Source organism: Micromonospora sp. CA-269861, assembly GCF_050948505.1.
Lineage (GTDB): Bacteria > Actinomycetota > Actinomycetes > Mycobacteriales > Micromonosporaceae > Micromonospora.
In genome coordinates this window covers 5,523,647-5,548,621 of the sequence record NZ_CP192014.1, presented here as the reverse complement: position 1 = coordinate 5,548,621, position 24,975 = coordinate 5,523,647, and the positions used below count along the sequence as shown (strand labels likewise).

At 71.9% G+C, this 24,975-nt stretch carries 27 protein-coding genes; 16 read left to right on the top strand and 11 right to left on the bottom strand.

Translation table 11 applies throughout. From position 1 onward, the window contains the following. Positions 1 to 16 precede the first annotated feature (16 nt). The 3 genes from ACQP0U_RS25345 to ACQP0U_RS25335 all read left to right on the top strand — a co-directional run bounded on the left by ACQP0U_RS25345 (position 17) and on the right by ACQP0U_RS25335 (position 2,427). Positions 17 to 736: a hypothetical protein gene (locus ACQP0U_RS25345; protein WP_433311625.1), complete on the top strand. Its 720-nt coding sequence runs from the start codon at positions 17 to 19 to the stop codon at positions 734 to 736. Positions 737 to 779: 43 nt separating this feature from the next. Next, the gene (locus ACQP0U_RS25340; protein ID WP_433311622.1) at positions 780 to 1,664 is read left to right on the top strand and encodes a hypothetical protein; all 885 of its coding nucleotides are present in this window, start codon (positions 780 to 782) and stop codon (positions 1,662 to 1,664) included. Between the two features lie 268 nt (positions 1,665 to 1,932). Further along, complete coding sequence (locus ACQP0U_RS25335; protein WP_433311619.1) at positions 1,933 to 2,427, top strand: hypothetical protein; 495 nt, start codon at positions 1,933 to 1,935, stop codon at positions 2,425 to 2,427. Here ACQP0U_RS25335 and ACQP0U_RS25330 read toward each other — a convergent pair. Both ACQP0U_RS25330 and ACQP0U_RS25325 read right to left on the bottom strand, forming a co-directional pair. Continuing rightward, on the bottom strand, positions 2,417 to 3,601 hold the full coding sequence (locus tag ACQP0U_RS25330) for an NAD(P)/FAD-dependent oxidoreductase (protein WP_433311617.1): 1,185 nt from the start codon (positions 3,599 to 3,601) through the stop codon (positions 2,417 to 2,419). The two genes, ACQP0U_RS25335 and ACQP0U_RS25330, sit on opposite strands and share 11 nt — an antisense overlap. 82 nt (positions 3,602 to 3,683) lie before the next feature. Then, positions 3,684 to 4,628 (bottom strand): RNA polymerase sigma-70 factor, encoded by a 945-nt coding sequence (locus ACQP0U_RS25325; protein ID WP_433311614.1) that lies wholly within the window; start codon positions 4,626 to 4,628, stop codon positions 3,684 to 3,686. Positions 4,629 to 4,683: 55 nt separating this feature from the next. Between ACQP0U_RS25325 and ACQP0U_RS25320 the strand changes: the two genes are divergently transcribed. After that, on the top strand, positions 4,684 to 5,277 hold the full coding sequence (locus ACQP0U_RS25320) for an HD domain-containing protein (RefSeq protein WP_433311611.1): 594 nt from the start codon (positions 4,684 to 4,686) through the stop codon (positions 5,275 to 5,277). Between the two features lie 6 nt (positions 5,278 to 5,283). On the opposite strand, the gene ACQP0U_RS25315 is transcribed toward ACQP0U_RS25320, so the two are convergent. From ACQP0U_RS25315 to ACQP0U_RS25300, 4 genes are all read right to left on the bottom strand, one after another. Further along, on the bottom strand, positions 5,284 to 6,504 hold the full coding sequence (locus ACQP0U_RS25315) for an MFS transporter (RefSeq protein WP_433311608.1): 1,221 nt from the start codon (positions 6,502 to 6,504) through the stop codon (positions 5,284 to 5,286). 86 nt (positions 6,505 to 6,590) lie between these two features. Beyond that, positions 6,591 to 7,070 carry a hypothetical protein gene (locus ACQP0U_RS25310; RefSeq protein ID WP_433311605.1) on the bottom strand — a complete coding sequence of 160 codons (480 nt, stop codon included), beginning with the start codon at positions 7,068 to 7,070 and terminating at the stop codon, positions 6,591 to 6,593. A gap of 9 nt (positions 7,071 to 7,079) precedes the next feature. Continuing rightward, on the bottom strand, positions 7,080 to 7,553 hold the full coding sequence (locus ACQP0U_RS25305) for an N-acetyltransferase family protein (protein ID WP_433311602.1): 474 nt from the start codon (positions 7,551 to 7,553) through the stop codon (positions 7,080 to 7,082). A gap of 10 nt (positions 7,554 to 7,563) precedes the next feature. Beyond that, positions 7,564 to 8,157 (bottom strand): TetR/AcrR family transcriptional regulator, encoded by a 594-nt coding sequence (locus ACQP0U_RS25300; RefSeq protein ID WP_433321120.1) that lies wholly within the window; start codon positions 8,155 to 8,157, stop codon positions 7,564 to 7,566. Between the two features lie 141 nt (positions 8,158 to 8,298). Between ACQP0U_RS25300 and ACQP0U_RS25295 the strand changes: the two genes are divergently transcribed. The 5 genes from ACQP0U_RS25295 (at position 8,299) to ACQP0U_RS25275 (ending at position 12,946) form a co-directional block, all read left to right on the top strand. Continuing rightward, positions 8,299 to 9,318: an aldo/keto reductase gene (locus ACQP0U_RS25295; protein WP_433311599.1), complete on the top strand. Its 1,020-nt coding sequence runs from the start codon at positions 8,299 to 8,301 to the stop codon at positions 9,316 to 9,318. 56 nt (positions 9,319 to 9,374) lie between these two features. Continuing rightward, positions 9,375 to 10,169 (top strand): class I SAM-dependent methyltransferase, encoded by a 795-nt coding sequence (locus ACQP0U_RS25290; RefSeq protein ID WP_433311596.1) that lies wholly within the window; start codon positions 9,375 to 9,377, stop codon positions 10,167 to 10,169. A 429-nt stretch (positions 10,170 to 10,598) separates the two neighbouring features. Then, positions 10,599 to 10,868, top strand: coding sequence for a hypothetical protein (locus tag ACQP0U_RS25285; protein WP_433311594.1), 270 nt, complete (start codon positions 10,599 to 10,601; stop codon positions 10,866 to 10,868). After that, positions 10,868 to 11,905, top strand: a complete 1,038-nt coding sequence (locus ACQP0U_RS25280) for a hypothetical protein (protein ID WP_433311591.1) — start codon at positions 10,868 to 10,870, stop codon at positions 11,903 to 11,905. The genes ACQP0U_RS25285 and ACQP0U_RS25280 overlap by 1 nt, the downstream gene beginning before the upstream one ends. Before the next feature lie 111 nt (positions 11,906 to 12,016). Then, positions 12,017 to 12,946, top strand: coding sequence for an LLM class F420-dependent oxidoreductase (locus ACQP0U_RS25275; protein ID WP_433311588.1), 930 nt, complete (start codon positions 12,017 to 12,019; stop codon positions 12,944 to 12,946). Positions 12,947 to 12,979: 33 nt separating this feature from the next. Here the strand turns inward: ACQP0U_RS25275 and ACQP0U_RS25270 are convergent, their stop codons facing one another. Next, positions 12,980 to 13,402, bottom strand: coding sequence for a hypothetical protein (locus tag ACQP0U_RS25270; protein ID WP_433311586.1), 423 nt, complete (start codon positions 13,400 to 13,402; stop codon positions 12,980 to 12,982). A gap of 101 nt (positions 13,403 to 13,503) precedes the next feature. Here ACQP0U_RS25270 and ACQP0U_RS25265 point away from each other — a divergent pair, with 101 nt between their 5' ends. The 3 genes from ACQP0U_RS25265 (at position 13,504) to bdeA (ending at position 16,594) form a co-directional block, all read left to right on the top strand. After that, complete coding sequence (locus tag ACQP0U_RS25265) at positions 13,504 to 14,274, top strand: hypothetical protein (RefSeq protein WP_433311583.1); 771 nt, start codon at positions 13,504 to 13,506, stop codon at positions 14,272 to 14,274. Next, complete coding sequence (locus ACQP0U_RS25260) at positions 14,271 to 15,542, top strand: FAD-binding protein (protein ID WP_433311580.1); 1,272 nt, start codon at positions 14,271 to 14,273, stop codon at positions 15,540 to 15,542. Before ACQP0U_RS25265 ends, ACQP0U_RS25260 begins: the two co-directional genes overlap by 4 nt. A gap of 143 nt (positions 15,543 to 15,685) precedes the next feature. Continuing rightward, positions 15,686 to 16,594: a bis(hydroxyethyl) terephthalate hydrolase gene (gene bdeA / locus ACQP0U_RS25255; RefSeq protein ID WP_433311577.1), complete on the top strand. Its 909-nt coding sequence runs from the start codon at positions 15,686 to 15,688 to the stop codon at positions 16,592 to 16,594. Between the two features lie 72 nt (positions 16,595 to 16,666). On the opposite strand, the gene ACQP0U_RS25250 is transcribed toward bdeA, so the two are convergent. Together ACQP0U_RS25250 and ACQP0U_RS25245 are read right to left on the bottom strand one after the other, a co-directional pair. Then, positions 16,667 to 17,806 carry a site-2 protease family protein gene (locus ACQP0U_RS25250; protein ID WP_433311574.1) on the bottom strand — a complete coding sequence of 380 codons (1,140 nt, stop codon included), beginning with the start codon at positions 17,804 to 17,806 and terminating at the stop codon, positions 16,667 to 16,669. A 67-nt stretch (positions 17,807 to 17,873) separates the two neighbouring features. Next, positions 17,874 to 18,728 carry an alpha/beta hydrolase gene (locus tag ACQP0U_RS25245; protein ID WP_433311571.1) on the bottom strand — a complete coding sequence of 285 codons (855 nt, stop codon included), beginning with the start codon at positions 18,726 to 18,728 and terminating at the stop codon, positions 17,874 to 17,876. A 176-nt stretch (positions 18,729 to 18,904) separates the two neighbouring features. Between ACQP0U_RS25245 and ACQP0U_RS25240 the strand changes: the two genes are divergently transcribed. From ACQP0U_RS25240 to ACQP0U_RS25225, 4 genes are read left to right on the top strand one after another with little or no spacing between them, the layout of a single operon-like run. After that, entirely contained in the window at positions 18,905 to 19,777 is an 873-nt protein-coding gene (locus ACQP0U_RS25240; RefSeq protein WP_433321117.1) for an ABC transporter ATP-binding protein, read from the top strand. Position 19,778: 1 nt separating this feature from the next. Beyond that, a complete protein-coding gene (locus tag ACQP0U_RS25235; RefSeq protein WP_433311569.1) occupies positions 19,779 to 20,597 on the top strand; it encodes an ABC transporter permease in 819 nt (272 codons plus the stop codon). Between the two features lie 26 nt (positions 20,598 to 20,623). After that, positions 20,624 to 21,754 carry a sensor histidine kinase gene (locus ACQP0U_RS25230; protein ID WP_433311566.1) on the top strand — a complete coding sequence of 377 codons (1,131 nt, stop codon included), beginning with the start codon at positions 20,624 to 20,626 and terminating at the stop codon, positions 21,752 to 21,754. After that, on the top strand, positions 21,751 to 22,380 hold the full coding sequence (locus ACQP0U_RS25225) for a response regulator transcription factor (RefSeq protein WP_433311563.1): 630 nt from the start codon (positions 21,751 to 21,753) through the stop codon (positions 22,378 to 22,380). The genes ACQP0U_RS25230 and ACQP0U_RS25225 overlap by 4 nt, the downstream gene beginning before the upstream one ends. A 16-nt stretch (positions 22,381 to 22,396) precedes the next feature. Here the strand turns inward: ACQP0U_RS25225 and ACQP0U_RS25220 are convergent, their stop codons facing one another. Both ACQP0U_RS25220 and ACQP0U_RS25215 read right to left on the bottom strand, forming a co-directional pair. Next, complete coding sequence (locus ACQP0U_RS25220; protein ID WP_433311560.1) at positions 22,397 to 23,308, bottom strand: L,D-transpeptidase; 912 nt, start codon at positions 23,306 to 23,308, stop codon at positions 22,397 to 22,399. A gap of 75 nt (positions 23,309 to 23,383) precedes the next feature. Next, positions 23,384 to 24,829, bottom strand: a complete 1,446-nt coding sequence (locus tag ACQP0U_RS25215; RefSeq protein WP_433311557.1) for an alpha-amylase family glycosyl hydrolase — start codon at positions 24,827 to 24,829, stop codon at positions 23,384 to 23,386. Positions 24,830 to 24,975: the final 146 nt, after the last annotated feature.

Here is a 24,975-nt window from a genome sequence, read left to right as displayed (position 1 = left end):
AGGAATGGAGCGTTCGATGAGTCGTTTGGCACACCGCCTCGCGGTGATCGGGGTGGTCAGCGGGACGGTGCTGGCCATGTCCTCCGCCGCCGTGGCCCAGACCGACAAGCCGCCGCAGAAGGGCGCCGACTGCGTGGTCCAGCACGTCGACGACCGCGGCGGCATCCTCCGCACCGAGACCGCGCCCGAGGGCCGGGAGTACGGCCCGTTCCGCTGCGCCGGCGGCAAGTGGACATTCGCCTGGAAGCCCTTCGGAGCGGACGACATGATCACGGCCAACGAGATCCAGATCGAACCGTCCGGTGCCGTGTCGGTCCGGCGGTTCACCGGTCCCGCGCTCGGCAACGACCTCACGGTGGGGGAGGTCGCCGGCATCGCCCAGGCCGTCAGCGGCAGCCGTGAGGTGCTCGTCGACCGCGCGATCGTGGCTGTCGACGACGGCAGGGAGCGGACCCCGGAGCAGGTCGAGGCGCTGCTGGCCGGCAAGGACGACACCGGCGTCAAGGTGCTGGACATTATCGAGAAGCCGAATGCCGCCATGTCGACGAAGGACGTCATCGACGAGGCCGGCGGCACACCCGAGACGACAGTCGTCTACTTCAGCCTCTGGGGCGCGATCAAGTCGGTGTTCGCCTGGATCGTGGACACGATCGGCGAGATCGGTGAGTGGATCGACGACCACTGCGACTGGGGGTCCCCGAACACCGTGGGCGACATCGTCACCTGTCGCTGGTAGCCCGTCCGACCCCGTCGACACCGATTACCGAAATGAGGACAGGATGACAACCCTGCGGGACATCACCAGGCGAGCCACCATCGTCACCACAGCCCTGATCGTCGGACTGACCGCTTCGTACGCCCCGTCGCACGCCGCCGAGGGCGAGGCCCGGACGACGGTCACCGACCACCCCGGTGCTCCGGGGACGATGCTGCAACAGTTCGAGGACCTGACCGGTCGGCCCGTCGGCGACCTGGACAAGGTGCTGGCCGTCGACACCGGCGGCCGGAACCTGACCGGCGACCAGCTCGAAGCGCTCGTCGCCGGTAAGGAGGTCGACGGAGTCAAGGTCGTCGGCACGATTCCGGGCAGCCGCGACGTCCTCGGCACGACCATGGCCGACCTCGCCGACGGGGCGTACGACGGCAGGGGCGACAGCGGGACGGCAACCTCCCTGCTCTTCGCCTCGTCCACGCCCGACGGGCGGGAGTGGTGCCTGACCATGTGCGTCGCCTCGGGCAAGTCGATCTGGGAGTGCCTGCTGTCGCGCCGGGCGGGCGCCCCGATCCTCACCCTCGACCTCGCCGGCAGCACCACGATCGGCGGGACGAAGGCAGCCTTCGAGAAGGCCAATGGCGTCGCCGTCGACGGCCCGTACAGCGTGGACACGCTGATCGGCGAGGGCGAGCCCTCGGCGGACGAGATCAAAGCGCTCCTCGACGGCAGAGACATCAGGTCACTGCGTCGGGTGGCGACAGTGGACCGGCCGGATCCCGGGTGGGAGCTGGCCGACATCGCGGAGAACTCCGGCGTCGTGTACGCGAAGACCAAGGGCCACCTCTTCACCCTCAACCTGCCCTTCCTCGGCAAGATCCTCGTGTTCTGCGTCTCGCAGGACGGCGGTAAGACCTGGAAATGCTCGGCCCGCCAGTGGAACGGGTTCTGACCGGTAGACCGTGCACGGTCCCGCTCCGCCTCGACCTCAGCGGTCGACGCGGAGCGGGATCCCGCGTGACCGACATGTGCGACCTCGCCGGAGTCCTCGCTCATACGCGCAGGCCGGTCAGTCAGATTCCGTGGGTCGACTCGGACAGCAGACGCGGCCGGCCTGAGCCTCCAGCGAGCCCTCGCGACAGTGCCTGGCACGTCTGTCCGAGATCGACGTTGCGTGGGGCACTGTCGTGGCATCGACGAAGGCTGACAGAATGTGACGCGTGGATGGGGAGCAGCGGGAGCGCGCCGTCTTCATCGCTGAAGCCGAGTTACTCGAACAGCGGCACGACTCGTGGGCTTCACTCCAGCGGAGGCAGGCCGCGTTCTGGCAACGCTGGAACACCCTGACCACTGTTTCGTCGGCGGTCCTCGCGGGCGCCTCGGGGGCGGCCGGGCTGGCCTCCGCCGAGCTGGGCACGGCGGCGGCGATCGCCGCCCTGGTGGCCGCCGGCCTCGCCTCGGTGGCCAGCAGTTCCGGGGCCGCCCACCGCAGCGAAGTGGCGTTCACCTCCGCTGCGGCCAACCAGTCCCTGGCCGACCAGGCCAGGGCCTTCCGGACCATCTGGGCGCCACACCAACCGCTGACCGATGTGCGAGCCCGGTTCGCCGAGCTCTCCCATCAACGTGATCAGGCGGTCACCAGCGCAGCGTTGAAGTTGGGCAGGCGGTCGTTGATGCGGTATCTCGGCAGGAGCGCGCCCTCGGTCAGCCCCTGAGGCGAATCTCCGAGCGGGTCTGGACGATGCGGTGGCGGCGCACCGGGTACAGGACCGGGTGCGAGATGGTCCAGGTCCCGCCCGTGCAGACGAACTCCTTGTAGCGGGCGGCCAGCTTCCCGGTGAGGAGGGACGGCTTGGCCCGGTCGTCGGCGGTCACGTACTGGATGATGCCGTCGCGCCGGCCGAGGCTGATGCACTGGTTGAAGTAGCGCAGCGGAGCCTTGGGGAACTTCGCCCGACCGGTCAGGCGGGCGGCGATGGCGTCGGCCGCCTGCCAGGCCATCGGGATGCCCGAGGCGCAGGACATCCGCAGCGGCTTGCCGCCCGGTCCTTCGGCGATCGCTGCGTCGCCCACCGCGTACACCTCGGGGTGTGAGACCGACCGCATGGAGGCGTCGACGATGATCTGCCCGGTCTCCGCGACCGCCAGGGTCGTGGCGGCGGCGATGGGGTGGACGGCGAAGCCGGTCGTCCACACGGTCACCTGGGCCGGGATCTCCCGACCGTCGCGGGTGACCGCGCCGGCCGCCTCGACCCGCGCGATGTCGGTGTGCTCGTGGACGGTGATGTCGAGCCGGTCGCAGACGCCGCGCAGGTGCTGCTGCGCCTTGCCGTTGAGCCAGTCGCCGAGAGCGCCGCGGGCGGCGAGCGCGACGTCGAGGTCCGGCCGGGCCTCGGCGATCTCGGTGACCGCTTCGAGGCCGGTGAGGCCCCCGCCGACGACGAGCACGGTCCCGCCGGCCGCGAGGTGGGCGAGGCGGTCGCGCAACCGCAGCGCCGACTGCCTGCCGGCGATGTCGTTCGCGTGCTCGGCGACGCCGGGGACGCCGTGGTCGGCGGTTGCGCTGCCGAGGGCGTAGACGAGCGTGTCGTACGCGATCTCGTCGGTGCCGTTGTCGTCGGCGAGCGCGACGGCCCTGCGCTCGACGTCGACCGCGGTGACCCGTGCCAGTCGAACGTCGACGCCGGTGCCCGCGTAGACGTCGGCCAGCGGAAGGCGCTTGAGGTCCTGCCCGGTGGCCAGCTGGTGCATGCGGACCCGCTCGACGAAATCGGCGTCGGCGTTGACGACGGTGATCTCGGTGTCGTCGGGGTGCAGCCGCTTGGCGAGGCGCCCGGCGGCGATCCCTCCGGCGTAGCCGGCTCCGAGGACGACGATGCGGTGTCTCATGGTGGCACTCCTGTCTCGGTGGTGGTCGCTTCCTGAACCGGACAGCGACGCGATTCCTGACAGGAGGTGGCTATGAGCTGGATCACCAGACGTGGAGGGTGGGCTCCTCGTGCTCGGACGCGGCCCATTGACGGGTGGCGCGGACGAGCTTGTCGGGGTTGACCTGGTTGTGGATGGCCGCGACACCGTCGGCGGTCACCTCCACGGACATGACGCCGATGACCCGGTCGTCGATCACGACCAGCAGCGCCGGAGCGCCGTTGACGGTGGCGATGTGCACGGCGGGGCTGCCGCCGACCAGGTCCCGCTTGACGTCGGCGGGCCGGAACAGGCCGCGCAGGAACTTCGCCACCGCCAGTGCGCCGACGATCGGGGTGGTCCGGGCCGGGATCTTGCCCCCGCCGTCGCCGAGACTCGTCGCGTCGTCGGTCAACAGCTCCACGAGCCGCTGGATCTCGCCGTTGTTGGCGGCCGTGAGGAACTCCGCGACGATCTTCCGCGCGGTGCTCCGGTCGACCTCAGCCCGGGCCCGCTCCGCGGAGACGTGCTGCTTGGCACGCCGGTAGGTCTGCTGGCAGTTCGACTCGGTGATGCCGAGGATCTCGGCGATCTCACCGTGCTGGTAGCCGAAGGCCTCCCGCAGCACGTACACCGCGCGCTCGTTGGGCGACAACCGCTCCAGCAGGGTGAGCACCGCCACCGAGACGGATTCGCGCTGCTCGGCGGTGTCGAGCGGGCCGAGCATCCGGTCCCCGGCGAGGACAGGTTCGGGCAGCCACGTGCCCACGTAGGTTTCCCGCCTGGCTCGCGCCGAGGTCAGCTGGTTGAGGCACACGTTGGTGAGGACCTTCGTCAGCCACGCCTCGGGAGTCTCGACGTGCTCCCGGTCGGCGCCCTGCCAGCGCAGGAAGGTGTCCTGGACAGCGTCCTCCGCGTCGCTGGCCGAGCCCAGCAGGCGGTAGGCGATCGCCTCCAGGCGAGCCCTGGAGTGCTCGAACAGCTCGACCTCGTCCGGACTGAGCGGCATGACTCGATAGTCAACCACGAGGGCGACCTCGCCAACCGGTCGTACCCTTGTCGCGGTGACGTCCGATCTGCTGCGCCGCGCCCTCGCCGCACCCGCGGACCCGCCGCTGCGGCCCCTGCCCGAGCAGGTCGTCGCCCTGCTGGAGACCCTGCACGCGCCGCCGCGCCTCGCCGCGCACCTACGGGCCGTGCACGACGTCGCCGCCCAGCTCAGCGACGCGATGGCGGAACGGTTCCCGCAGCTCCCGTTCGACCGCGAGGCGGTGCTCTTCGGCGCCGCCACCCACGACATCGGCAAGGTCCGGCACCCGGAGGAGTTGTCCGGGCCCGGGTCGGCGCACGAGCCCGCCGGCTACGAGCTGCTGCTCCAGCACGGCGTGGCCGAGTCGTCGGCCCGGTTCGCGCGCGACCACGCGTCCTGGCACCGGGACGGCATCGGCGTCGACGACCTGCTGGTCAGCGTGGCCGACAAGGTGTGGAAGGGGAAGCGGGTCACCGACCTGGAAGGGTTGCTCGTGGACCGCCTGGCCGACGCCACCGGCCGCGAGCGGTGGTCGGTCTTCCTCGACCTGGACGACATCCTCGACCAGATCGCCGCCGACGCGGACCGCCGGCTCGCGTTCCAGGCAATCCATCCGGTGCGTGGATGACCCCGGTCAGCGGGTCGCCGGGTCCGCTCCGGCCTTTCGGCGGGGCGTGGGCGCGGTGGGCGTTTCGCCGTACGGCGTCGACGGGCGGTGGAACGTGGCCGCCGCCACGGCTGTCAGGCAGATCGCCGCAGCGGCGATGACCGGCGGGCGCGCGCCGAGGTGGACGGCCGCGGAGCCGAGGGGGATCGCCACGACGAGCGGCCCGAACATCGCCGTGTTGGCCGTCGCGGAGACCCGTCCCAGCAGCGCCGACGGCGTGTGGGTCTGCACGGCGGTCACCGCCGCGACCAGGGTCCAGGGCAGGCCGACGCCGGCCACCACCGCGCCGAGCACCGTGGCCGGCCACCATGGCAGGCAGCGCGCCAGGCAGCCGATCGCGAACAGCGTCGCCCCGGCGACGCCGACGGCGACGGGACCTCTACCCGCGATGAGCCGGCCGACGATCAGGCCGCCGAGAATGGAACCGGCGCCCTGCGCGCTGGCCAGCACACCCAGGAACGTCGTCGGCAGGCGCAGCTCGGTGACGACGATCGCGTAGATCCCCGCCGTCGTGAAGCCGGACATGGCGATCGACACCCCGGCGAGCGCGACCGGCAGACGTGTCGCTCGCTGTCCGAACAGGACCACCAGTCCGGTACGCGGGCCGCCGCCGCGTTCGGTGGGCTGGTCGGCGGGCGTCCGGTTCAGGCGGAGCACCGCGTACAGGATGGCGACCAGGACCGGCATGGCCGCGCTGAGGACGGCGACCGCGTGGCCGCCCCGCCACGCGTAGAGGCCCGCCCCGGCCAGGGGAGCGACGAGCTTCATCCCCTCCTGCGCGCTGGAGCGCCACCCGTTGACGTCGCCGAGTTCCGTCGGTGCGAGCGCCGACGGCAGCAGCGCCGTCTCGCCGGCGTCGATCAGCACGTAGCTGACGCCGTAGGCGCACGAGACGACGAAGATGAGCCAGGTCTCTCCCGGCCCGCGCACCGCGAGGAGCGCCAGCAGGGCGGCGGCCAGCATGACGTTGACGGCGATGACCAGAGGCCGCCGGGGCGCCCGGTCGAGCAGACCGCCCAGCCACGGGCCGGTGAGCACCGGGGCGTACACGCAGAGCCCGGCGAGAGCGGCGCGGCTGGTGGAGCCGGTGAGGTCCAGGATCCAGATGCCGGCGACCAGGGACATGGCGCTGCTGCCGAAGCCGGACAGCAGGGAGATCGCCACGAACAGGCCCGCGTTGCGACGCATGAGCACTCCGAGTTGAGTCGAGATGACTCATATCGTGGAGCTTGAGCGGGGCGCGAGCAATAAGGCTGGGCCCTCTCAACGGGCTGTCAACGAGCTGTTGACAGGGCGGCGTCGATCTTCGTGGCGGCGGTTCGAGCGGGCGCGGGCAGTCGCTCGCCCGCCTCGGCGAGATCGGTGGCGAGGTGCAGGGCCAAGGCGTACAGCGAGCCCGGGGCGGCATCCAGCGCGGCGTCCACGGTGCTCCGCACGAGTGCGGCTCGGCTGAATCGGCCGTCCCACCGCTGATCGGCACCGATCCACCGGCCGAGGTCGGCCACAGCGACCCGCAGCGCCGAGATCTGCGGAGGCAATCGGAGGTCGAGCTGCTGCCGCCGCGACCACCGCGCCGCCACCAGCCGCTGTCGACGCTGCTCGGCGGCCTGCCGACTGCCGAGGCCGAGGGCCGTGGCGATCTGCGCCCACGTCGCGCCGCCGTGGCGCGCCCGGTCGATGATCTCCAGCTCCTGCTCGTCCAGGCGGGCGCGGGTAGCGCGCACGTCCGCCAACCGGGCCAGCTCCGACATCATCTGTCAACGCTACATTGACAGCGCCGGGGTCTCGGCGGTGATCGCCCTGGGTGCCCGGACCATGAACACGTCCACCGGATCCTCGGCGTCGGCAGTGAAGCCGTGCCGCTCATACAGTCGCCGGGCCGGGCTGCCCTGCAACACGTTCAGCCGGACCAGCGTGCCGTCGCGGTCGCAGCGGTCCAGCAGTTCGCGCAGCACGGCCGTACCGATGCCGCTGCCCTGGAGGTGCGGGGCCAGGTAGAAGTGCTCCAGCCAGTGGGCGTCCGCGTCGGGCCGCAGCGCCACGCAGCCGGCGAACGCGCCGCCCACCTCGACAACCCAGGTGTACGCCGGTGCGAACCCGTCCCGCAGGCGCTGCCGCACCCGCTGGTCGTCGTACCGCCCGAGCCGCTCCAGGTCGGCTCGCAGCACCACCGCCCGCAACTCGGCCACCGCCTCGACGTCCGCCGCCGAGGCCCGCCGCATCTCCCAGTCCGCCATGATCAATAAGTTAGCGCGGCCCGGCGCTCTGGCGTTGGCGCAGCCCCGCCACGAGGAGTTCGACCATGCGACGCGCGTCGTAGCGGGGTTGACCAGCGCCGACGCAGAGATTGCCGACACCGCGCAGCAACTCGAAGGCGGTCACGTCGGGGCGGATCTCGCCGGCCGCGGCAGCGGCGTCGAGCAGTTGGGCGCAGACCGGCACGAGGCGGTCCAGGAAGTAGGCGTGCAGGGTCTCGAAGGCCGCGTTGTCGGACTGTAGTGCCTCGGCGAGGCCGTGCTTCGTGACCAGGAAGTCGACGAAGAGGTCGATCCACTGGGCGAGGGCGGCGTGCGGCGTGCTGCTGTCGGCCAGCAGCGTCGGGCCGGCCTCCGCGCATGCCTCGACCTGGTGCCGGTAGACGGCGACGATGAGGTCGGCGCGGGTCGGGAAGTGGCGGTAGATGGTGCCCACACCGACGCCGGCCCGGGCGGCGATGTCGCGTACCGGCGCGTCCACGCCCGAGGTGACGAAGGCCGAGGCGGCGGCGTCCAGCAGTGTCGCCTCGTTGCGCCGGGCGTCGGCCCGCTTCCGTGGGGTCGACCGCCCGGAGCCGCTGTCGATGTCGTCCACCGCGGCGTTACCTCCATCACTTGGCAAACGGAACCGTGTTCCGTATTGTTCGTAGCGGAACATGGTTCCACTTGTTCAGGATGCCAGAGCGGGTGAGCCAGTGCCACCACACCCTTCCGTGGAGGAGCAGCCATGCAGTACCGCACCCTGGGGCGCACAGGCGTCCAGGTCAGCACCCTCGTGCTCGGCGCGATGAACTTCGGCAAGCTGGGGCGCACCACCCAGGGCGAGGCGACCGCGATCGTCGACGCCGCGCTGGAGGCCGGAGTCAACCTGATCGACACCGCCGACATGTACAGCCAGGGTGAGTCCGAGGAGATGGTCGGCAAGGCCATCGCCGGCCGCCGCGACGACATCGTGCTGGCCACGAAGGCCGGCATGCCGATGGGCGACGAGCGCCACCAGCGGGGCAGCTCGCGCCGCTGGCTGGTCACCGAGTTGGACAACAGCCTGCGCCGTCTGGGCGTCGACCACGTGGACCTCTACCAGATCCACAGGTGGGATCCGACCACCAGCGACGAGGAGACCCTGTCGGCCCTCACCGACCTGCAACGGGCGGGAAAGATCCGCTACTTCGGCGCCTCGACCTTCCCGGCGTACCGCCTCGTGCAGGCCGAGTGGGCCGCGCGGGAGCACCACCTGAGCCGCTACGTCACGGAGCAGCCCAGCTACTCGATCCTGCAACGAGGGATCGAGGCCCACGTCCTGCCCGTGACCGAGCAGTACGGGCTGGGCGTGCTCGCCTGGAGCCCGCTCGCCTCGGGCTGGCTCTCCGGCGCGGTCCGTGCTGGCCGGGAGATCACCACCAGCCGCTCGGCGCTCCTGCCCGACCGCTTCGACCTCAGCGTCCCGGCCAACCAGGCCCGGCTCGACGCCGTCGAACGGCTGGCCACCGTCGCCGACGAGGCGGGGCTCACCCTGATCCAACTCGCGCTCGGCTTCGTCACCGCACACCCGGCCGTGACCAGCGCGATCATCGGCCCCCGCACCATCGACCACCTGCACTCCCAGCTCGCCGCCGCGGACACTGTGCTCCCGGCCGACGTGCTGGACGCGATCGACGCGATCGTCGCACCGGGTGTCGACCTTGCCGCACACGAGAAGTTCGACACCCCGCCCGCCCTCCTCGACCCGGCACAGCGGCGTCGCTGAGCCTTCGGGCGCGCGGTCAGCCTCGGTCGGCAGCTTCCCTGTCGTATCGTTCCGGGATGGCGCAGCCGGTGTGGGCGAACGGTGACGCGTACGAGGCGTACGTGGGTCGGTGGAGCCGCCTGGTCGCTGTGGACTTCCTGCGCGGGTTGGCCGTGCCGCGAGGGCGGCACTGGGTCGATGTGGGCAGCGGGACCGGGGCGCTGACCTCGACGATCCTCACCTGCGCGGATCCGGTCCGGGTGACCGGCATCGACCCGTCGGAGGGGTTCGTCGCGGTCGCGCGTACCCGGGTCACCGACCCCCGGGCGGACTTCCAGGTCGGTGACGCCCGGACACTGCCGCTGCCCGATCGCGTCGCGGACGTGGTGGTCAGCGGGTTGACGCTCAACTTCGTGCCGGAGCCCGCCCGGGCGGTGGCGGAGTTTGCCCGGGTGGCCCGACCGGCGGGGGTGGTGGCCGCCTACGTCTGGGACTACGCCGAGGGGATGGCGATGATGCGGCACTTCTGGGCCGCGGCCGCCCAGCTCGACCCGGCCTCGGCGGAGCGGGACGAGGGCAGACGCACCACGGTGTGCCAGCCCGACGCGCTCCGCAGCCTGTGGGAGCAGGCCGGGTTACGGGACGTGACGGTCTGGCCGGTCGACGTACCGACGACCTTCACCGACTTCGCCGACTACTGGACGCCGTTCCTCGGCGGTCAGGGTTCGGCGCCCGGGTACGTCACGACGTTGGCCGAATCCGACCGGGCCGCGCTGCGGGAGGTGCTGGCCGCCCGGCTGCCGGTCGAGCCGGACCTGTCGATCCGGCTCACGGCGCGGGCATGGGCCGTGCGGGGCACGACGCCCGAGTAGCCGTCTCGCCGAGCCGCACCGGACGTTGTCGCAATTCGGACAAGACGGTAAAGCCCCTGGTAGAGCACCCTTGGGGCAGGTGGAGGTAGACGGGTGGCGGGCCACATCCCGATCCTCCGGACCGGCGGGGACAACATCGTCCGCACCGGTGCCGCCCTCACCCAGCCCGGCCTCGAAAGCCGTGGCGGTCACGGCACAGTTGCCGTGCCGGTCGCGCGTACGACAGGCCGTGGCTGTCACCGACACCCCTGCGGGCGCCCGCAGCGGTGCCTCCGCCCACCGGGACAAGGACGTCGGCACCACCGGCAGTCGCCGGCCGTGCCTGCCGTCCCCGTGCCCCGCCGGCCTTTCGCACTGTGGACCCCGCCGGGGTCCGGCGTCGCCAGACCGCGCGCCGTGCCCTGGCGACCGAGCCAGAAAGGGCCCGACATGGCCGCTCCCACCGCAACAGCCGCGTTGAACGCATCCGTCTTCACGCCGGGTGACCAGATGCTGCTGACCGTCACCTACTCGGACGCCGACACCAAACCGCTGACCGTCACCATCGTGGTCACCGACGCGCAGGGCAACAGCAGCGCTCCGGTCAAGGTCACGGCGGTCATCGACCCGCTCACCGTGACCGTCACCGACAACTCCGGGCGTACCTGGACCCGGGTCTCCGACAGCGGCTCCGTGGCCGTGTATCGGTCGGTGGCGTGATGGCGCGGGTCACCGTCCAGGTCCGCGACGCCGCCGGCAACACCGCGACGGCCTCCGCCGACTACAGCCTGGGCCAACCCGTGCTCGGCGGCTACTACCTCTCCGGTGGCGCCGACCCGACCGCCGACATGGCCGGCGGCAACTTCCGGTCGCTCACCCAGTACCGGAGCCTCGCCGACGGCTACATCTTCCCCGGCTACAACCGGCCCTGGCTGGTCAGCCTGGGCAAGGCCGGTGTGCAGATGAACATGGTCCTGGAGCTGAAGCACTACGGCGCTCCGGGCTACGGAACGCAGAGCTTCGCGGTGGACGGCACCAGCTACCACGTGCCGGCACCGACGATGACCATCCAACAGCGACCCGACACGACCTGGCCGAGGGCGTACGGGTACGGCCAGGTGATCAAGGGGCAGTGCGACGGTTTGCTGGCCCGTGCCCTGGCGCAGTACCGGACACTCGGCTTCGGGGTGAACATCCAGCTCGCCTCCGAGCTGGACACCGATCACGAGTTCGGCACCACCGAGGACGGCAAGGCGTACAACTGGGCCGAGTCGGACGCTCGGGCGGTGCAGGCGATGAACTACATCCTGACGTGGTTCAAGGCGCGGACGCTGCCCGCCGGGACGACCTTCTCGGTGGGGCTGGGCGGCTTCGACCGGGCCTGTTTCCAGCGCACCCACCCGGAGTCGCTGATGTCCCGCCTCGACCATCTCCAGTGGAACGTGTACGGCACCAACGCCAGCCACACCGCGCTGGCCCGGTTTCGTCGCACCAAGGACTGGGCGGTGGCGGATCTCGGTCCGGTGGCGCTGTCCCGGCCCGTGATCATCGCCGAGTGGGGGGTCCGGTCGGCCGAGATCCCGGACCAGGCGGCCTGGATCGCCACCGTGCCGGCGGCGATCGCCCAGCTCAACGCCGAGCGGGGGCCACGGATCGTGCGGACCAACTACTTCAACTCCGGGTGGGGCACGCTGACGCCGAAGGCGGTCGGGTTGGCCGCGCTCCGGGAGGCGTACGCCAAACGGCCGTACGTCTGACCGGGTTCCGGCGGCTCCGGGGGCTCCCGGGCCGCCGGGACCGTACCGGTCAGCCCGACCACCACCGCCGTCCCGCCGCGGCACCGCCGGCCGGCTCCCTATGCTCGGATCATGGAACTTCGGATCTTCACCGAGCCCCAGCAGGGCGCCAGCTACGACCAGTTGCTCGCCGTCGCCCGCTGCGCCGAGGACGCCGGCTACGGCGCGTTCTTCCGGTCCGACCACTACCTGATGATGGGTGAGGTCAGCGGCGAACCCGGCCCCACCGACGCGTGGACCACGCTCGCCGGCCTGGCCCGGGACACCAGCCGCATCCGGCTCGGCACGTTGATGACCGCCGCCACCTTCCGCCTGCCCGGCCCGCTGGCGATCACCGTGGCGCAGGTCGACCAAATGAGCGGCGGCCGGGTGGAGCTGGGCATCGGCACCGGCTGGTACGCCGAGGAACACAGCGCGTACGGCATCCCGTTTCCGCCGCTGGCCGAGCGGTTCGACAGGCTGGAGGAGCAGCTCGCCGTCATCACCGGGCTCTGGTCCACGCCGCCGGGGGAGCGGTTCGACCACGACGGCAGGTACTACCCGGTCCGTGACTCGCCCGCCCTGCCCAAGCCCGTGCAGCAGCCGCGTCCACCGATCCTGCTCGGCGGGACGGGCCCGAAGCGCACCCCTCGGCTGGCCGCCCGCTACGCCGACGAGTTCAACCTGCCGTTCGCCTCGGTGCCGGACACCGCAGCGCAGTTCGACAGGGTCCGCGCGGCCTGCGCCGAGATCGGCCGGGACCCGGCCGAGATGGTCTGGTCCAACGCCCTGGTGCTCTGCTGCGGGCGCGACGACTCCGAGGTGGCCCGTCGGGCCGCCGCCATCGGCCGCGAACCGGATGAGCTGCGGGCCAACGGTCTGGCCGGGACGCCCGGCGAGGTGCTGGACACCATCGGCCGGTACGCGGACATCGGCAGCGAGCGGCTCTACCTCCAGGTGCTGGACCTCAGCGATCTGGAGCACCTGGAGCTGGTCGCCAGCGAGGTGATGGCGAAGCTCTGAGCCGGTCGGTCGGCCGTGCGACGACGCCGCCGGTCAGGCCCGGTGGGCGCCCGTCCCGACCGCGTTCGGGTCGCCCAGCACGGTGTCCAGCCGTCCGTCGCGGTCACTGTCCACATAGGTGATGTCCGGGATCCCGTCGCCGTCCAGGTCGATCTGGACGATGTCGGCGACGCCGTCGCCGTCGAGGTCGGTGACCACCTCCACCGAGCCGTCCAGGTGGCGGGTCACGATCGACTGTGCGCCGGGGGCGCGCGGCGGTGGCCCCGGGGCCGGCACCGGCGTCGGGGCGGGCGCGGGCGCCGGCGTGGGTCGGGGACCGGGCGTGGGTGACGGGTGGCTCGGCAACCCGCCGGCCGGCGGCGCGCTGGCCTGCTCGACCCCGGTGCCGGTGGGGTCCAGCTCCTCCTCGGAGGGGAAGACGTCACCTCGTGCGGCCGGATCACGGTAGCTACTCATGGGCGTAGGGTTCCCCGACGATGACGAGAACAACCGTGCCCGATCGACCGGTGTCCTCGGTGCCCGGTTTAGCGGAAGATGCGGGGACCGACGCCACGGTCATGAACGGGGGTCCGAGCGTGGAACTGCGCCGGAGTCGGGGCGCCCGTGTGCTCGCCCTGGTCTGCGTACTCGGTGGAGTGCTCCTGCTGGTCTATCCCAGCGACGGCGCCCTGCTACGGACGATCATCGCGGTGGGGGCGATCGCGCTCGGCGCGCTGGCGCTGGTCAGCGCGTTGCGTCCGTTCCGATTCGGGATCCACGCGGAAGGGCTCAGCATCCGGCGGCCCGGCCTGCGCCGGGACATCCGGTGGGCCGAGGTCGGCGCGCTGGTCCTCGACGAGCCGCCCCGGCGCGACGGCCATCCGGAGCCGCCGCGACTGCTGCTGGTGCCCGTGCCGGGTGTGACGATCGAGCCGGCGACCGCCCGCCACCCGCTCGACGGCCGACCCGCCATCGAGGTGCTCGTCCTCGACCAGGTCCGCGAGCAGCCCGAGCAGGTGGCCGCCGCGCTCACCCGCTACGCCGGAGGCCGTTTCGTCGACCTGCTGGCGCTGCGTCGCGCCGCCTTCGACGCCCCGGATCTCCCGGTCGGCCTGCGCGGCTACCAGATGGACCGGGTCGACAGGTTGATCCGGCGCGGCCAGGACGCCCTGATGTCCGGGGACTCGTCGACCCGGCAGGCGGCCCGGGGAGAGATCGAACGCGCCACCATGGCTGGCCTGCCGATCGCCCAGCGTGGCTACCACACCGTCCAGACGGATACGGTTCTGGACGCCCTCGTCGCCGCGTTGGCCGACCAGCAGACCACCGATCGGGAGACCGCCACATGACCGCGCAGGGACCGCACGCCGCGTCGACCACCGACGTTCCCCGCCGCAACTGGGCCGGCAACGTGCGGTACGCCGCGAAGGCGTTCCACCGGCCCACCTCCGTCGACGAGCTGCGCCGGCTCGTCGCCGGCAGCAACCGGATCCGGGCGGTGGGCAGCGGGCACTCCTTCAACAGTCTCGGCGACACCGACGGTGACCTGGTCAGCCTCGCCGGGCTGCCCCCGGTCGTCGAGGTGGACCACGAGCGGCGGCAGGTCACCGTGAGCGGCGCGCTGCGCTACGGCGACATCGCCCGAGAGCTGCACACCCAGGGGTACGCGCTGGCCAACCTCGCCTCGCTGCCGCACATCTCGGTGGCCGGCGCGGTGGCCACCGCCACCCACGGCTCCGGCCAGACCCACGGCAACCTGGCCAGCGCGGTCGCCGCCCTGGAGTTGGTCACCGCCGACGGCGATCTGCTCCGGGTCGACCGCGACACCGACACGTTCGCCGGCACGGTGGTCGGGCTCGGCGCGCTCGGCCTGGTCACCCGCGTCACCCTGGACGTCGTGCCGACCTTCGCGCTGCGCCAGTACGTCCGCCTCGACCTCGACCGGACGGCCCTGGACGAGGCGCTCGGCTCGGCGTACAGCGTGAGTGTCTTCACCGACTTCCGTACCCCCCGGCTGCGCGAGGTGTGGCGCAAACAGTTGGCGGACCAGCCGCCGCCCCCGGCGGACTGGCTGGGCACCACCCCCGCCGACCAGCCCCGGCACCCGGTGCTCGGGATGCCGGCGGAGAACTGCACCCCGCAACTCGGCGAGCCGGGCCCGTGGCACGAGCGGCTGCCGCACTTCAAGCTCGGCTTCACCCCGAGCAGCGGCGACGAACTGCAATCCGAGTTCCACGTCGCGCGTACGGCGGCGGCCGACGCGCTCGCCGCCCTGGACGACGTGGCGGACCTGATCGCCCCGGTGCTGCTGGTGTCCGAGCTGCGGACCGTGGCGGGCGACGAGCTGTGGCTCAGCCCGAACTACCGGCGGGACAGCTTCGTGCTGCACTTCACCTGGATCGACGACAGCGCGGCGGTGCTGCCGGTGGTGGCCGCCGTGGAGGAGCGCCTGGCGCCCTTCGCGCCGCGCCCACACTGGGGCAAGGTCTTCGTCACCGATCCGGCCGAGCTGTCCACCCGCTACCCGAGGTACGCCGACTTCGCCGCGCTCCTGGCCGAGCTGGACCCGAAGGGCACGTTCCGCACCGACGCCCTGGACCGCTACTTCCCCCGCTGACTCATCCCGCGTCATAGCGCGACGGCATGGGTCGGGTGGGATTGGTGGGGCTCGGCACATCGGGAAGACACTGACTGTCGTCGATGTATCTCATCGACCGGCCCCCGTCCCGGGGCCGTCGGCTCCACCCCTCGGAGCGAGACATGCAGCCCGTACCCGCCATCACCCCCGATCCAGTCGCCCGACGCCCCCGTCGCGGTCTGCGCTGGGCGCTCGCAGTGGCCGTACTCGGCGCCGGACTGGGCACCGCGCCGGCCGCCCACGCCGCCGCCAGCCCGTACGAGCGTGGCCCGGCCCCCACCGTGGCCAGCATCGAAGCCAGCCGGGGCGCGTTCGCCATCGCCCAGAGCACCGTCGCCGCCTCCAGCGTCAGCGGCTTCCGGGGCGGAACGATCTACTACCCGACCAGCACCGCCGAGGGCACCTTCGGCGCGGTGGCGATCTCACCCGGCTACACCGCCACCCAGTCCAGCGTGGCCTGGCTCGGGCCGCGCCTCGCCTCGCAGGGCTTCGTGGTGATCACGATCGACACGTTGTCCCGCTACGACCAGCCCGCCAGCCGGGGCACGCAACTGCTGGCAGCCCTGGACTACCTGACCAACACCAGCAGCGTGCGTACCCGGATCGACCGCAACCGGCTCGCCGTGATGGGGCACTCGATGGGGGGCGGCGGCAGCCTCTCGGCGGCGAACTCACGACCCCAGTTGCAGGCCGCGATCCCGCTGACCGGCTGGCACACGGTCAAGAACTGGTCCGGCGTACGGGTGCCGACGCTTGTGGTCGGCGCGGAGAACGACTCGGTGGCGCCGGTCTCGTCGCACTCGGAGCCCTTCTACACCAGCCTGCCGTCCACGCTGGACAAGGCGTACCTGGAACTCAACAACGCCAGCCACTCCGCCCCCACCTCGACGAACGTGACGGTCGCCAAGTACAGCATCTCCTGGCTGAAGCGCTTCGTGGACGACGACACCCGCTACGACCAGTTCCTCTGCCCCGCCCCCCAAGCCTCCACAACCATCCAGGAGTACCGGGACACCTGCCCCCACTCCTGACCCCCGCGCCTCTTCCGTTGATCATGAGGTTGGCGGGTCCGATGTCGGCGTCTCGCCCCGTTAACTCCATGATCAACGGGAGGGGGTGGGGGTGCGGAGGGTGCTGCGTTGGACGGCTCGGCTGATGTCGCTGGGGGAGACGATTCCCGTCAGGTTGCCGTCTTCGTCTGTCACCAGGGCGCGGCCGTCGGCGCACTCGGTGAGCCGCGGGAGCAGGTCGTTGAGCTGTTCGTCGGGCTTCGCCAGCACCAACTGGTCGGCTCGGCAGGCCACCTCGGCAAGCGTTGTCGATGCCCGCCGCTCGGGCGGTACGCCCCGCACCCGGTCGACGGTGACCAGGCCGGTCGGCCGGCCGTCCTCGGTCAGCGGCAGCGCCGAATGCCGGTACGCGAACAGGTAGTGGTCGACGAAGTCCGCCACAGTCATCTCCGCCGAGGCGGTCTGCGGCTGCGAGGTCATCACATCGCCCACCCGGATCCCACGCAGCGCGGTGCCGGTGCGGGCCTGCCGCTCCTCCATCCCGGCCGCGCCGATCAGGAACCAGCCGATCAGCGCCAGCCACAGCCCACCGAAACCGACCCCGGACAGGAACTGCCACAGCCCCAGGCCGATCAGCAGCACACCCAGCACCCAGCCGGCCCGGGCGGCGACCACCGACGCCCGGGTCCGGTCACCGGTGGCCTTCCAGACCGCGGCGCGCAGCAACCGGCCACCGTCCAGCGGCGCGGCCGGCAGCACGTTGAAGATGGCCAGCAGCACGTTGATCCCCGCCAGCCAGGCCACCGCCCCGAACAGCAGCCCGCCCTGCCCGGCCAGCGCGAGCAGCGCCGCGATGGCACCGAAGAACGCCCCGATCAACAGGCTGACCAACGGGCCGACGCCCGAGATCCGCAACTCCGCGCCCGGATCACGCGGCTCGCCCCGCAACTCGGCGACGCCGCCGAACAGCCACAGCGTGATGCCGTCGACAGTCAGCCCGTTGCGCTTGGCCACCACCGCGTGTGACACCTCGTGGGCGAGCAGGCCGAAGAAGAAGACCACAGCCGCGGCCAACCCGGCGGTCACGTACGCCACGGGCGAGTGATCGGGGTACGAGCGGGGGAACTGGTTCGCGGCCAATCCCCACGCGATCAACGCGAAGATGACCAGCACGCTCCAGTTGACGCCTACCGGCACCCCCGCGACCCGGCCAAGCCGGAAACTGGCCCTCATCCCGCCGAGATACCCGGCTGGGCCGTGGACATGCCGACCCGGCCGCGCGACCCTGAGCTGAGCCGGGTCAGCGGCGGGGGGTCTCGCTGGCGATGGTCGCCTCCCGGGGCAGGGCCGCCGCGCGCAGCGCCCAGTCCAACGCGTAGTCGGCGATCGGCTCCCAGCCGGGCTGCCCGACGGTGAAGTGTGACCGGCCGGGGAACTGCTCGTACGCGGTGAGGGCCCGGGACTTCTGGTAGAGCCCGGCGTTGGCGCGGACCACCGACGCCGGCACCACGTGGTCGACCTCGCCGGCCATCAGCAGCAGCGGCGCCCGGTCGTTGCGCCCGACGTCGACCCGGGCCGGCGAGCGCGGGTCGAGGTTGGCGAACGCGCCCTCGAAGAAGACCCGTCCGGCACCGGGTACGGCGTACCGCTGCCAGGCCCGGTCGGAGTCCTCGCGGCTCATGGTGTTGCCGAAGGTGAACGCGAAGTCGTCAGTGGTGAACGGGACGGCCTTGCTCCGGTTGGCAGGGCTGCGCAGGATCGGGAAGCCGGAGCGGAGCTGGTTCAGCGGCACCTTGAGCACCCCCTTCACCGCTGCGGGGTGCACCCCCACCACCGCCGCGCCGAGACCCCGATCGGCGAGGACCTGGGCGAACAGGCCGCCGAACGAGTGCCCCATGATGATCGGCGGTCGGGGCAGCGCCCGGATGATCCGGTCGTAGTGCGCCACGATCGTGGCCATGCTCTGCTCGGCGATCGGGCTCGGATCGTCGCGCAACTGCTCCACGGACCGATCCATGCCGGGCCAGGCGGGGGCGATGACGTGCAAGCCCCGCTCGGTGTACCGCTGGGCCCAGCCCTCCCAGCTGCGCGGCGTCATCCAGAGCCCGTGGATCAGCACGACCGTGTCGACCTGACCCTGCGGTGTGGCACCCATCGCGTCCTCCCCGTGTCGCGGCTTTCGGCCGGCGGTTACCCGCTGCCGGGCCGGGAAACCCTCCGCGAACGAGGCCCTGACAAATGTCACGGTCGGGGCGTGACGACCGCTCCGGGCATCGGGGTACGCGCCGCCGGAGCATGATTGGCATGACCAGTACGCATCCGGCTGTCGAGTTGGACGGCCTCACCAAGAGCTTCGGCGCGGTCACTGCTGTCGACGGGTTGAGCCTACGGGTGCAGCCCGGCGAGGTGGTGGCGTTCCTCGGCCCGAACGGCGCGGGCAAGACCACCACCATCGACATGCTGCTCGGGCTGTCCCGCCCGGACGCGGGCACCGTCCGCGTCCTCGGCGGCACCCCGGACGACGCGGTGGCCCGAGGTCGGGTCGCCGCCGTCCTCCAGACCGGCGGACTGCTCAAGGACCTCACAGTGGGCGAGACGGTGCGAATGACGTCCCACTTCTACCGGCACACCCGCCCGGCCGCGGAGGTGCTGGAGCGGGCCGGCATCACCGACATCGCCGACCGGGTGGTCGGGCGCTGCTCGGGCGGCCAGCAGCAGCGACTGCGCTTCGCGCTGGCCCTGCTGCCCGACCCGGACCTGATGGTGCTCGACGAGCCGACCACCGGCATGGACGTCGAGGGTAGGCGGGACTTCTGGCAGGCCCTGCGCCGCGACGCCCGACGCGGACGGACCGTCATCTTCGCCACCCACTACCTGGACGAGGCGGACGCGTACGCCGACCGGATCGTGCTGGTCCGGCAGGGGCGCATCGTCGCCGACGGCACCACCGCCGAGATCAAGAACCTGGCCGCCGGCCGTACGGTGCGGGCCACCCTGCCCGGCGCCGACCAGGCCGCGCTCGCCGCGCTGCCCGGCGTGGACGCGGTGGAGGTGCGCGGCGACAGCGTGCTGGTGCGGACCGGCGACTCGGACTCGATCGCCCGGCACCTGCTGACCCGGACCGCCGCCCGGGACGTCGAGATCACCTCCCGCAACCTCGAGGACGCCTTCCTCGCCCTGACCACCGCGCAGACCGGAGCCTGAGATGACCACCTCCACCCCCGTCCGCGCCGGTGCGACCGAGCCGGACCGCGCCACCGAGCCGGACCGCCGGCTGCCCGCACTGGGCGGGTTCGCCCCCGCCGCTCTGCTCATCGAGCTGCGCCGGGTGCTGCGCAACCGCCGCACCCTCGCCTTCACGCTGATCATGCCGGGCGTCTTCTTCCTCATCTTCGGCCTGCCGCAGGGCGGGCAGTCACTGGACAACGGTCGGCCGGTGACGGCGTACGTCATGATCAGCCTGGCGGTGTACGCGGCAATGGTGGCGACCACGAGCGTCGGTGGTGCGGTGGCCACCGAGCGGGCGCTGGGCTGGAGCCGACAGCTGCGGCTCACCCCGCTGCGCCCGGCGGCGTACGTGGCCACCAAGCTGATCACGGCGATGAGCCTCGGTCTGCTCGCGGTCGCCGTCGAGTTCCTGGTGGGTGCCGTGGCCGGCGTCCGCGTCCCGGCGTACGTCTGGCTGCTGTCCGGGCTCGCCGCCTGGCTCGGCTCGCTGGTCTTCGCCGCGTTCGGTCTCTTCGTCGGCTACCTGGCGCCGGCCGAGAACGTCATGCAGATCATCGGCCCGGTCCTGGCGGTGCTGGCCATGTTCGGCGGGCTGTTCGTCCCGGTCGAGGTGCTGCCGGACGTGCTCCAGCAGGTCGCGAAGTTCACCCCGGTCTACGGCATGGGTGTGCTGGCCCGCGCCCCACTGACCGGCGACGGGGTGAGCATGGCGGCGGTCGTGAACCTCGTCGTCTGGGCGCTGGTCTTCGGCGTCGGCGCGGCCCGGCTGTTCCGCCGGGACACCGCGCGGGTCTGATCACCCGGGCCGCTAGCGTGAACCCGATGGACCTCTCGACCGGGCAGCCCTGGCCGGTGAGCCGCCACTGGCGGGTCACCGGCTGGCTGCTGGCCGCCGTCTGGCTGTTCTTCCTCAACGTGCCGCTCGCCACCGCGCTGCACCAACCGGAGCCGTGGCGGCGGGTCCTCGGTGTGGTGGCCCTTGTCGTCTTCAGCGTCGGTTACGTGCTGCTGTTCCAGTGGGCCCGCAAGCTGCGCCAGTCGCTGCTGCCGATTCCGGTCGGCCGGGCGCGGGCCGGGCTGGCGCTGCTGCTCGTGGTGGGCCTGGCCAGTCTCCCGGGCACCGACGGGGACTGGTTGGCCACCCTGGTCTATGTGGCCGCGGCTGCGGTGTTCCTGCTGCCGCCCTGGGAGGCGTTGGCCGCCGTGGCGGCCTGCGCCGTGACCCCCGCGCTGGCGTCCTGGCTGGTGCCGGGGTGGGAGGCGGAGAACGGCATCGTCTTCGCGGTGCTGCTCGCCTCGTTCGCCATGTTCGGGGTGTCCCGGCTGGCCCAGCGCAACAGCGAACTCCGGGCCGCCCAGCAGGAGATCGGTCGGCTCGCTGTCGCCGAGGAACGGGCCCGCGCCGCCCGCGATCTGCACGACATCCTCGGGCACTCGCTGACCGTGGTGGCGATCAAGGCAGAGTTGGCCGGGCGGCTGATCGAGGTCGACCGGGAGCGGGCCGCCACCGAGATCGCCGAGGTGGAGGCGCTGGCCCGGGCCGCGCTGGCCGACGTACGGCAGACGGTCGGGGCGTACCGCGAGGTCAGTCTCGCCGCGGAGCTGGCCGGCGCCCGCTCCGCGCTGGCCGCGGCGGGCATCGCGGCGGACGTGCCGGCCGAGGTGCCGGACCTGCCGGAGGAGTGGGACCGGTTGTTCGGCTGGGCGGTACGGGAAGGGGTGACGAACGTGGTCCGGCACAGCGGGGCGCGGTGCTGCGTGATCCGGGTGCACCCGGATCGGGTCGAGATCAGTGACGACGGTCGTGGCCCGTCCACTCCGGACGCGACCGGGTACGGGCTGGTCGGCCTGCGGGAGCGGGCGCGGCGGCTGGACGCGGTGGTGACAGTCGGTCGTCGGCCGGAGGGCGGCGGGTTTCTGCTGCGGGTGCACGTGCCGGCGGAGGCCCGGTGAGCGGGCCGACGCCGATCCGGCTGCTGCTCGCCGACGACCAGGCGTTGGTCCGGGGTGCGCTGGCCGCCCTGCTCTCGCTGGAGGAGGACCTGACAGTTGTCGCCGAGGTCGGCCGGGGCGACGAGGTGGTGCCCGAGGCCCGACGCAGTGCCCCTGACGTCGCCCTGCTGGACGTGGAGATGCCCGGCCTGGACGGGATCGCCGCCACCGAGGCGTTGCGGGCCGCGCTGCCGACCTGCCGGGTGCTGGTGGTGACCACCTTCGGCCGACCCGGCTACCTGCGCCGGGCGATGGAGGCCGGTGCGAGCGGTTTCGTGGTCAAGGACACCCCGGCCCGGCAGCTCGCCGACGCGGTCCGGCGGGTGCACGCAGGCCTGCGGGTGGTCGACCCGACGCTGGCCGCGGAGACCCTGGCCGCCGGGGTCAGCCCGCTGACCGAGCGGGAGACCGATGTGCTGCGCACCGCGCGCGGCGGTGGCACCGTCGCCGACCTGGCCCGGGCGCTGCACCTCTCCGAGGGGACGGTGCGCAACCACCTGTCGGCGGCGATCGGCAAGACCGGTGCGCGCAACCGGGCCGACGCGATCCGGGTCGCCGAGCAGAACGGTTGGCTGCTCGGCGAGTGACAGTGCGCGGCGGCGCTCAGGCGGTCGGCGGCGGGGCGGCCAGTTCGTCGACCACGACGACGCTGCTGCCCGGACGGACCTCGGCGAGCAGCTCCCGCTGACCGCTGCGGGTCAGTCGGATACAGCCGTTCGTGGTGTTCTCGCCCAACTCGTCGTCGTGGTGCCAGGTGTGCACCCCGATGTGCGCGCCGCGCAGCCCGGACGGCACCGACTCCGGGTCGTCGGGCACCGAACCGAGGGCGTAGATGTCCACGCCGCCGTAGACCTCCTCCGGCGGTGGGGTGCGACCCAGGATGAAGGTCCGCCCGAGTGGAGTCTCCTGGCCGGACTGGCCGAGGCTGACCTCCCAGGAGCGCACCGCCCTGCCGGCCCGGTACCAGGTGAGCCGGTGCGCCTTGCGTTCCACCACGATCTGGTCACGCAGCGGCACCGTCTCGAACCCGCCCGGAGGCAGCCAGGCGAGCTGTCGGTTGGCCGAGGGCAGCAGGACGGCGGTCCAGCCGGCACGCCGCTGGGCGATCGGCATGGTCAGCTCGACACCGCGGATCTGCGGTTCGAGGAAGGCGCGCGGACGACCGCCTGGCGCGTCGTACGCGGCGATCCGTCTGGTCGGGTGTGCGCCCTCGGTCAGCGGTGTGACGTCCATGGTGGCCGGATCGGCGGGGAACCCTCCGGGTGCGGGGTCGTAGTCGACCACCGGGAGCCCGTCCGGGGCGGGCGCGGCCGGTGGGACCGACTCCTCCGGGCTCTGCTCCACGCTGCTCGGGGTCGGGTCGGCCGCCACCACGTTGCGGTCGTCGGGGGCCGTCGAGCTCGGGGTGAGGGCCTGGCCGACCAGCAGCGCGGTCACCAGCAGCGCGGGTACGCCGATCGCGGCGGCCACCCAGACGCCGCGACGACGGTACGGAGTCTTTCGGTCAAACGGCACGAAACCACTCTATGGTGGCGGATGCTTCGGGGCCCCCGGTTCGGCGAGACCCGCCGTCCGGAGGCCCCTGTCGAATCAGATTCGTGCGCCGATGTGGATGGCCACGGCGTCGTGTGCCGGCACGTTGGCAGCGAACCAGCCGTTACCGTCCACCGTGATCACCGGTCCGCTGCACGTGCCGCCCGCGTACGTGCCGTGGATGACGTCGCAGTAACGACCGGCGGGCAGGCCCGCGTAGTAGGAGCGGCCGTTCACAGCGGCATCCTCGTCGTTGACGGTGATGAAGCCCTTGCCGCTGCGGCTGAACGCGATGTGGTTGTTGCCGTTGTCGTACCAGTTGGCCACGCCGGCACCCTCGGTGGCGTTGCGGAAGCCGACCATGTTGGCGATCACCGGCCAGCGGTGTTCGCACTCCCAGCCCGAGTAGCAGGTGGTGTTGAGCGTCTTGTTGGCGCCGTCCGACGGTGGGCCGGCGTCCCGGTTGCTGAAGGTGTAGCTGGACATGACGGTCGCCGACCCGTACGGCCAGGCCAGCATGAAGGCGTTCGCCAGCGCGTAGATGCCCCGGTCGCGGTAGGTCAGCACCCCGCCGGAGTCGCGCTGGGTGTCGTGGTTGTCGACGAACACCGAGGCCGGGCCGGTGGGCAGGTGACCCCAGCCCTCGCCGAAGTTGCGCAGGTACGCCAACCGCTCGGAGCGGAACACCCGGGCCAGGTCCTTGCCGTAGCGGAACTCGTGCACGTCACCGTTGCCGGTGTACTCGGTCGGCTGGACCGGCTCGCCGGCGCCGTGGATGACCTCCTGCACGATGTACGCGGAGCGGGACAGCTTGCCCCTGATGGCGGCGATGTCGGCGGCCGGCATGTGCTTGCTGGCGTCCATCCGGAAGCCGTCGACGCCGAGCGAGAGCAGGTCGTTGAGGTACGAGGCGATCTTCGTACGGACGTAGTCCGACTCGGTCTTCAGGTCGGAGAGGTTTACCAGCTCGCAGTTCTGTACCTCGTACCGGTCGTTGTAGTTGGCGATGTCGTCGCCGCCGTTGCGTCCGCAGTGGTGGAAGTCCTGGGTCTGGTAGATGCCCGGGTAGTCGTAGTGCGAGAACGACGAGCCGGCCCAGCCGGTGCCGCCGTTGTCCTGACCGGACATGTGGTTGATCACCGCGTCGACGATCACCTTGACCCCGGCCGCGTGGCAGGTGTTCACCATCGACTGGAACTGGGCCCGGGTGCCCTTGCGGGACTCGATCCGATAGCTGACCGGCTGGTACGCCAGCCACCACTGGTTGCCCCGTACGTGCTCCTGCGGGGGCGAGACCTGCACGAAGCCGTAACCCTTCGGGCCGAGGGTGCTCTGGCACTCGCTGGCCACCGAGGGCCAGTTCCACTCGAAGAGCTGGACGATGACCTTCTTGCCGCCGGACGGGGCGGCGACGGCTGGGGATGCCGGCACGGTGGTGGGCACGAGCAGGCTGGCGATCAGGCCGAGGGCGAGGAGCGCCGAGCCGCGTCGACGTCGGTGCATGGGGACTCCTGACGGGGGCGGGAGCGGGGGTGGTGGTGCGGTGGGGGAGTGCCGGGTTGACGGAATCTTGCAACCCTGGCTGAAATTTGCTGAAAGGTTACAAGTTTGTTGCGGGGACTGTCAATGTATGGACAACTGTCACTGCG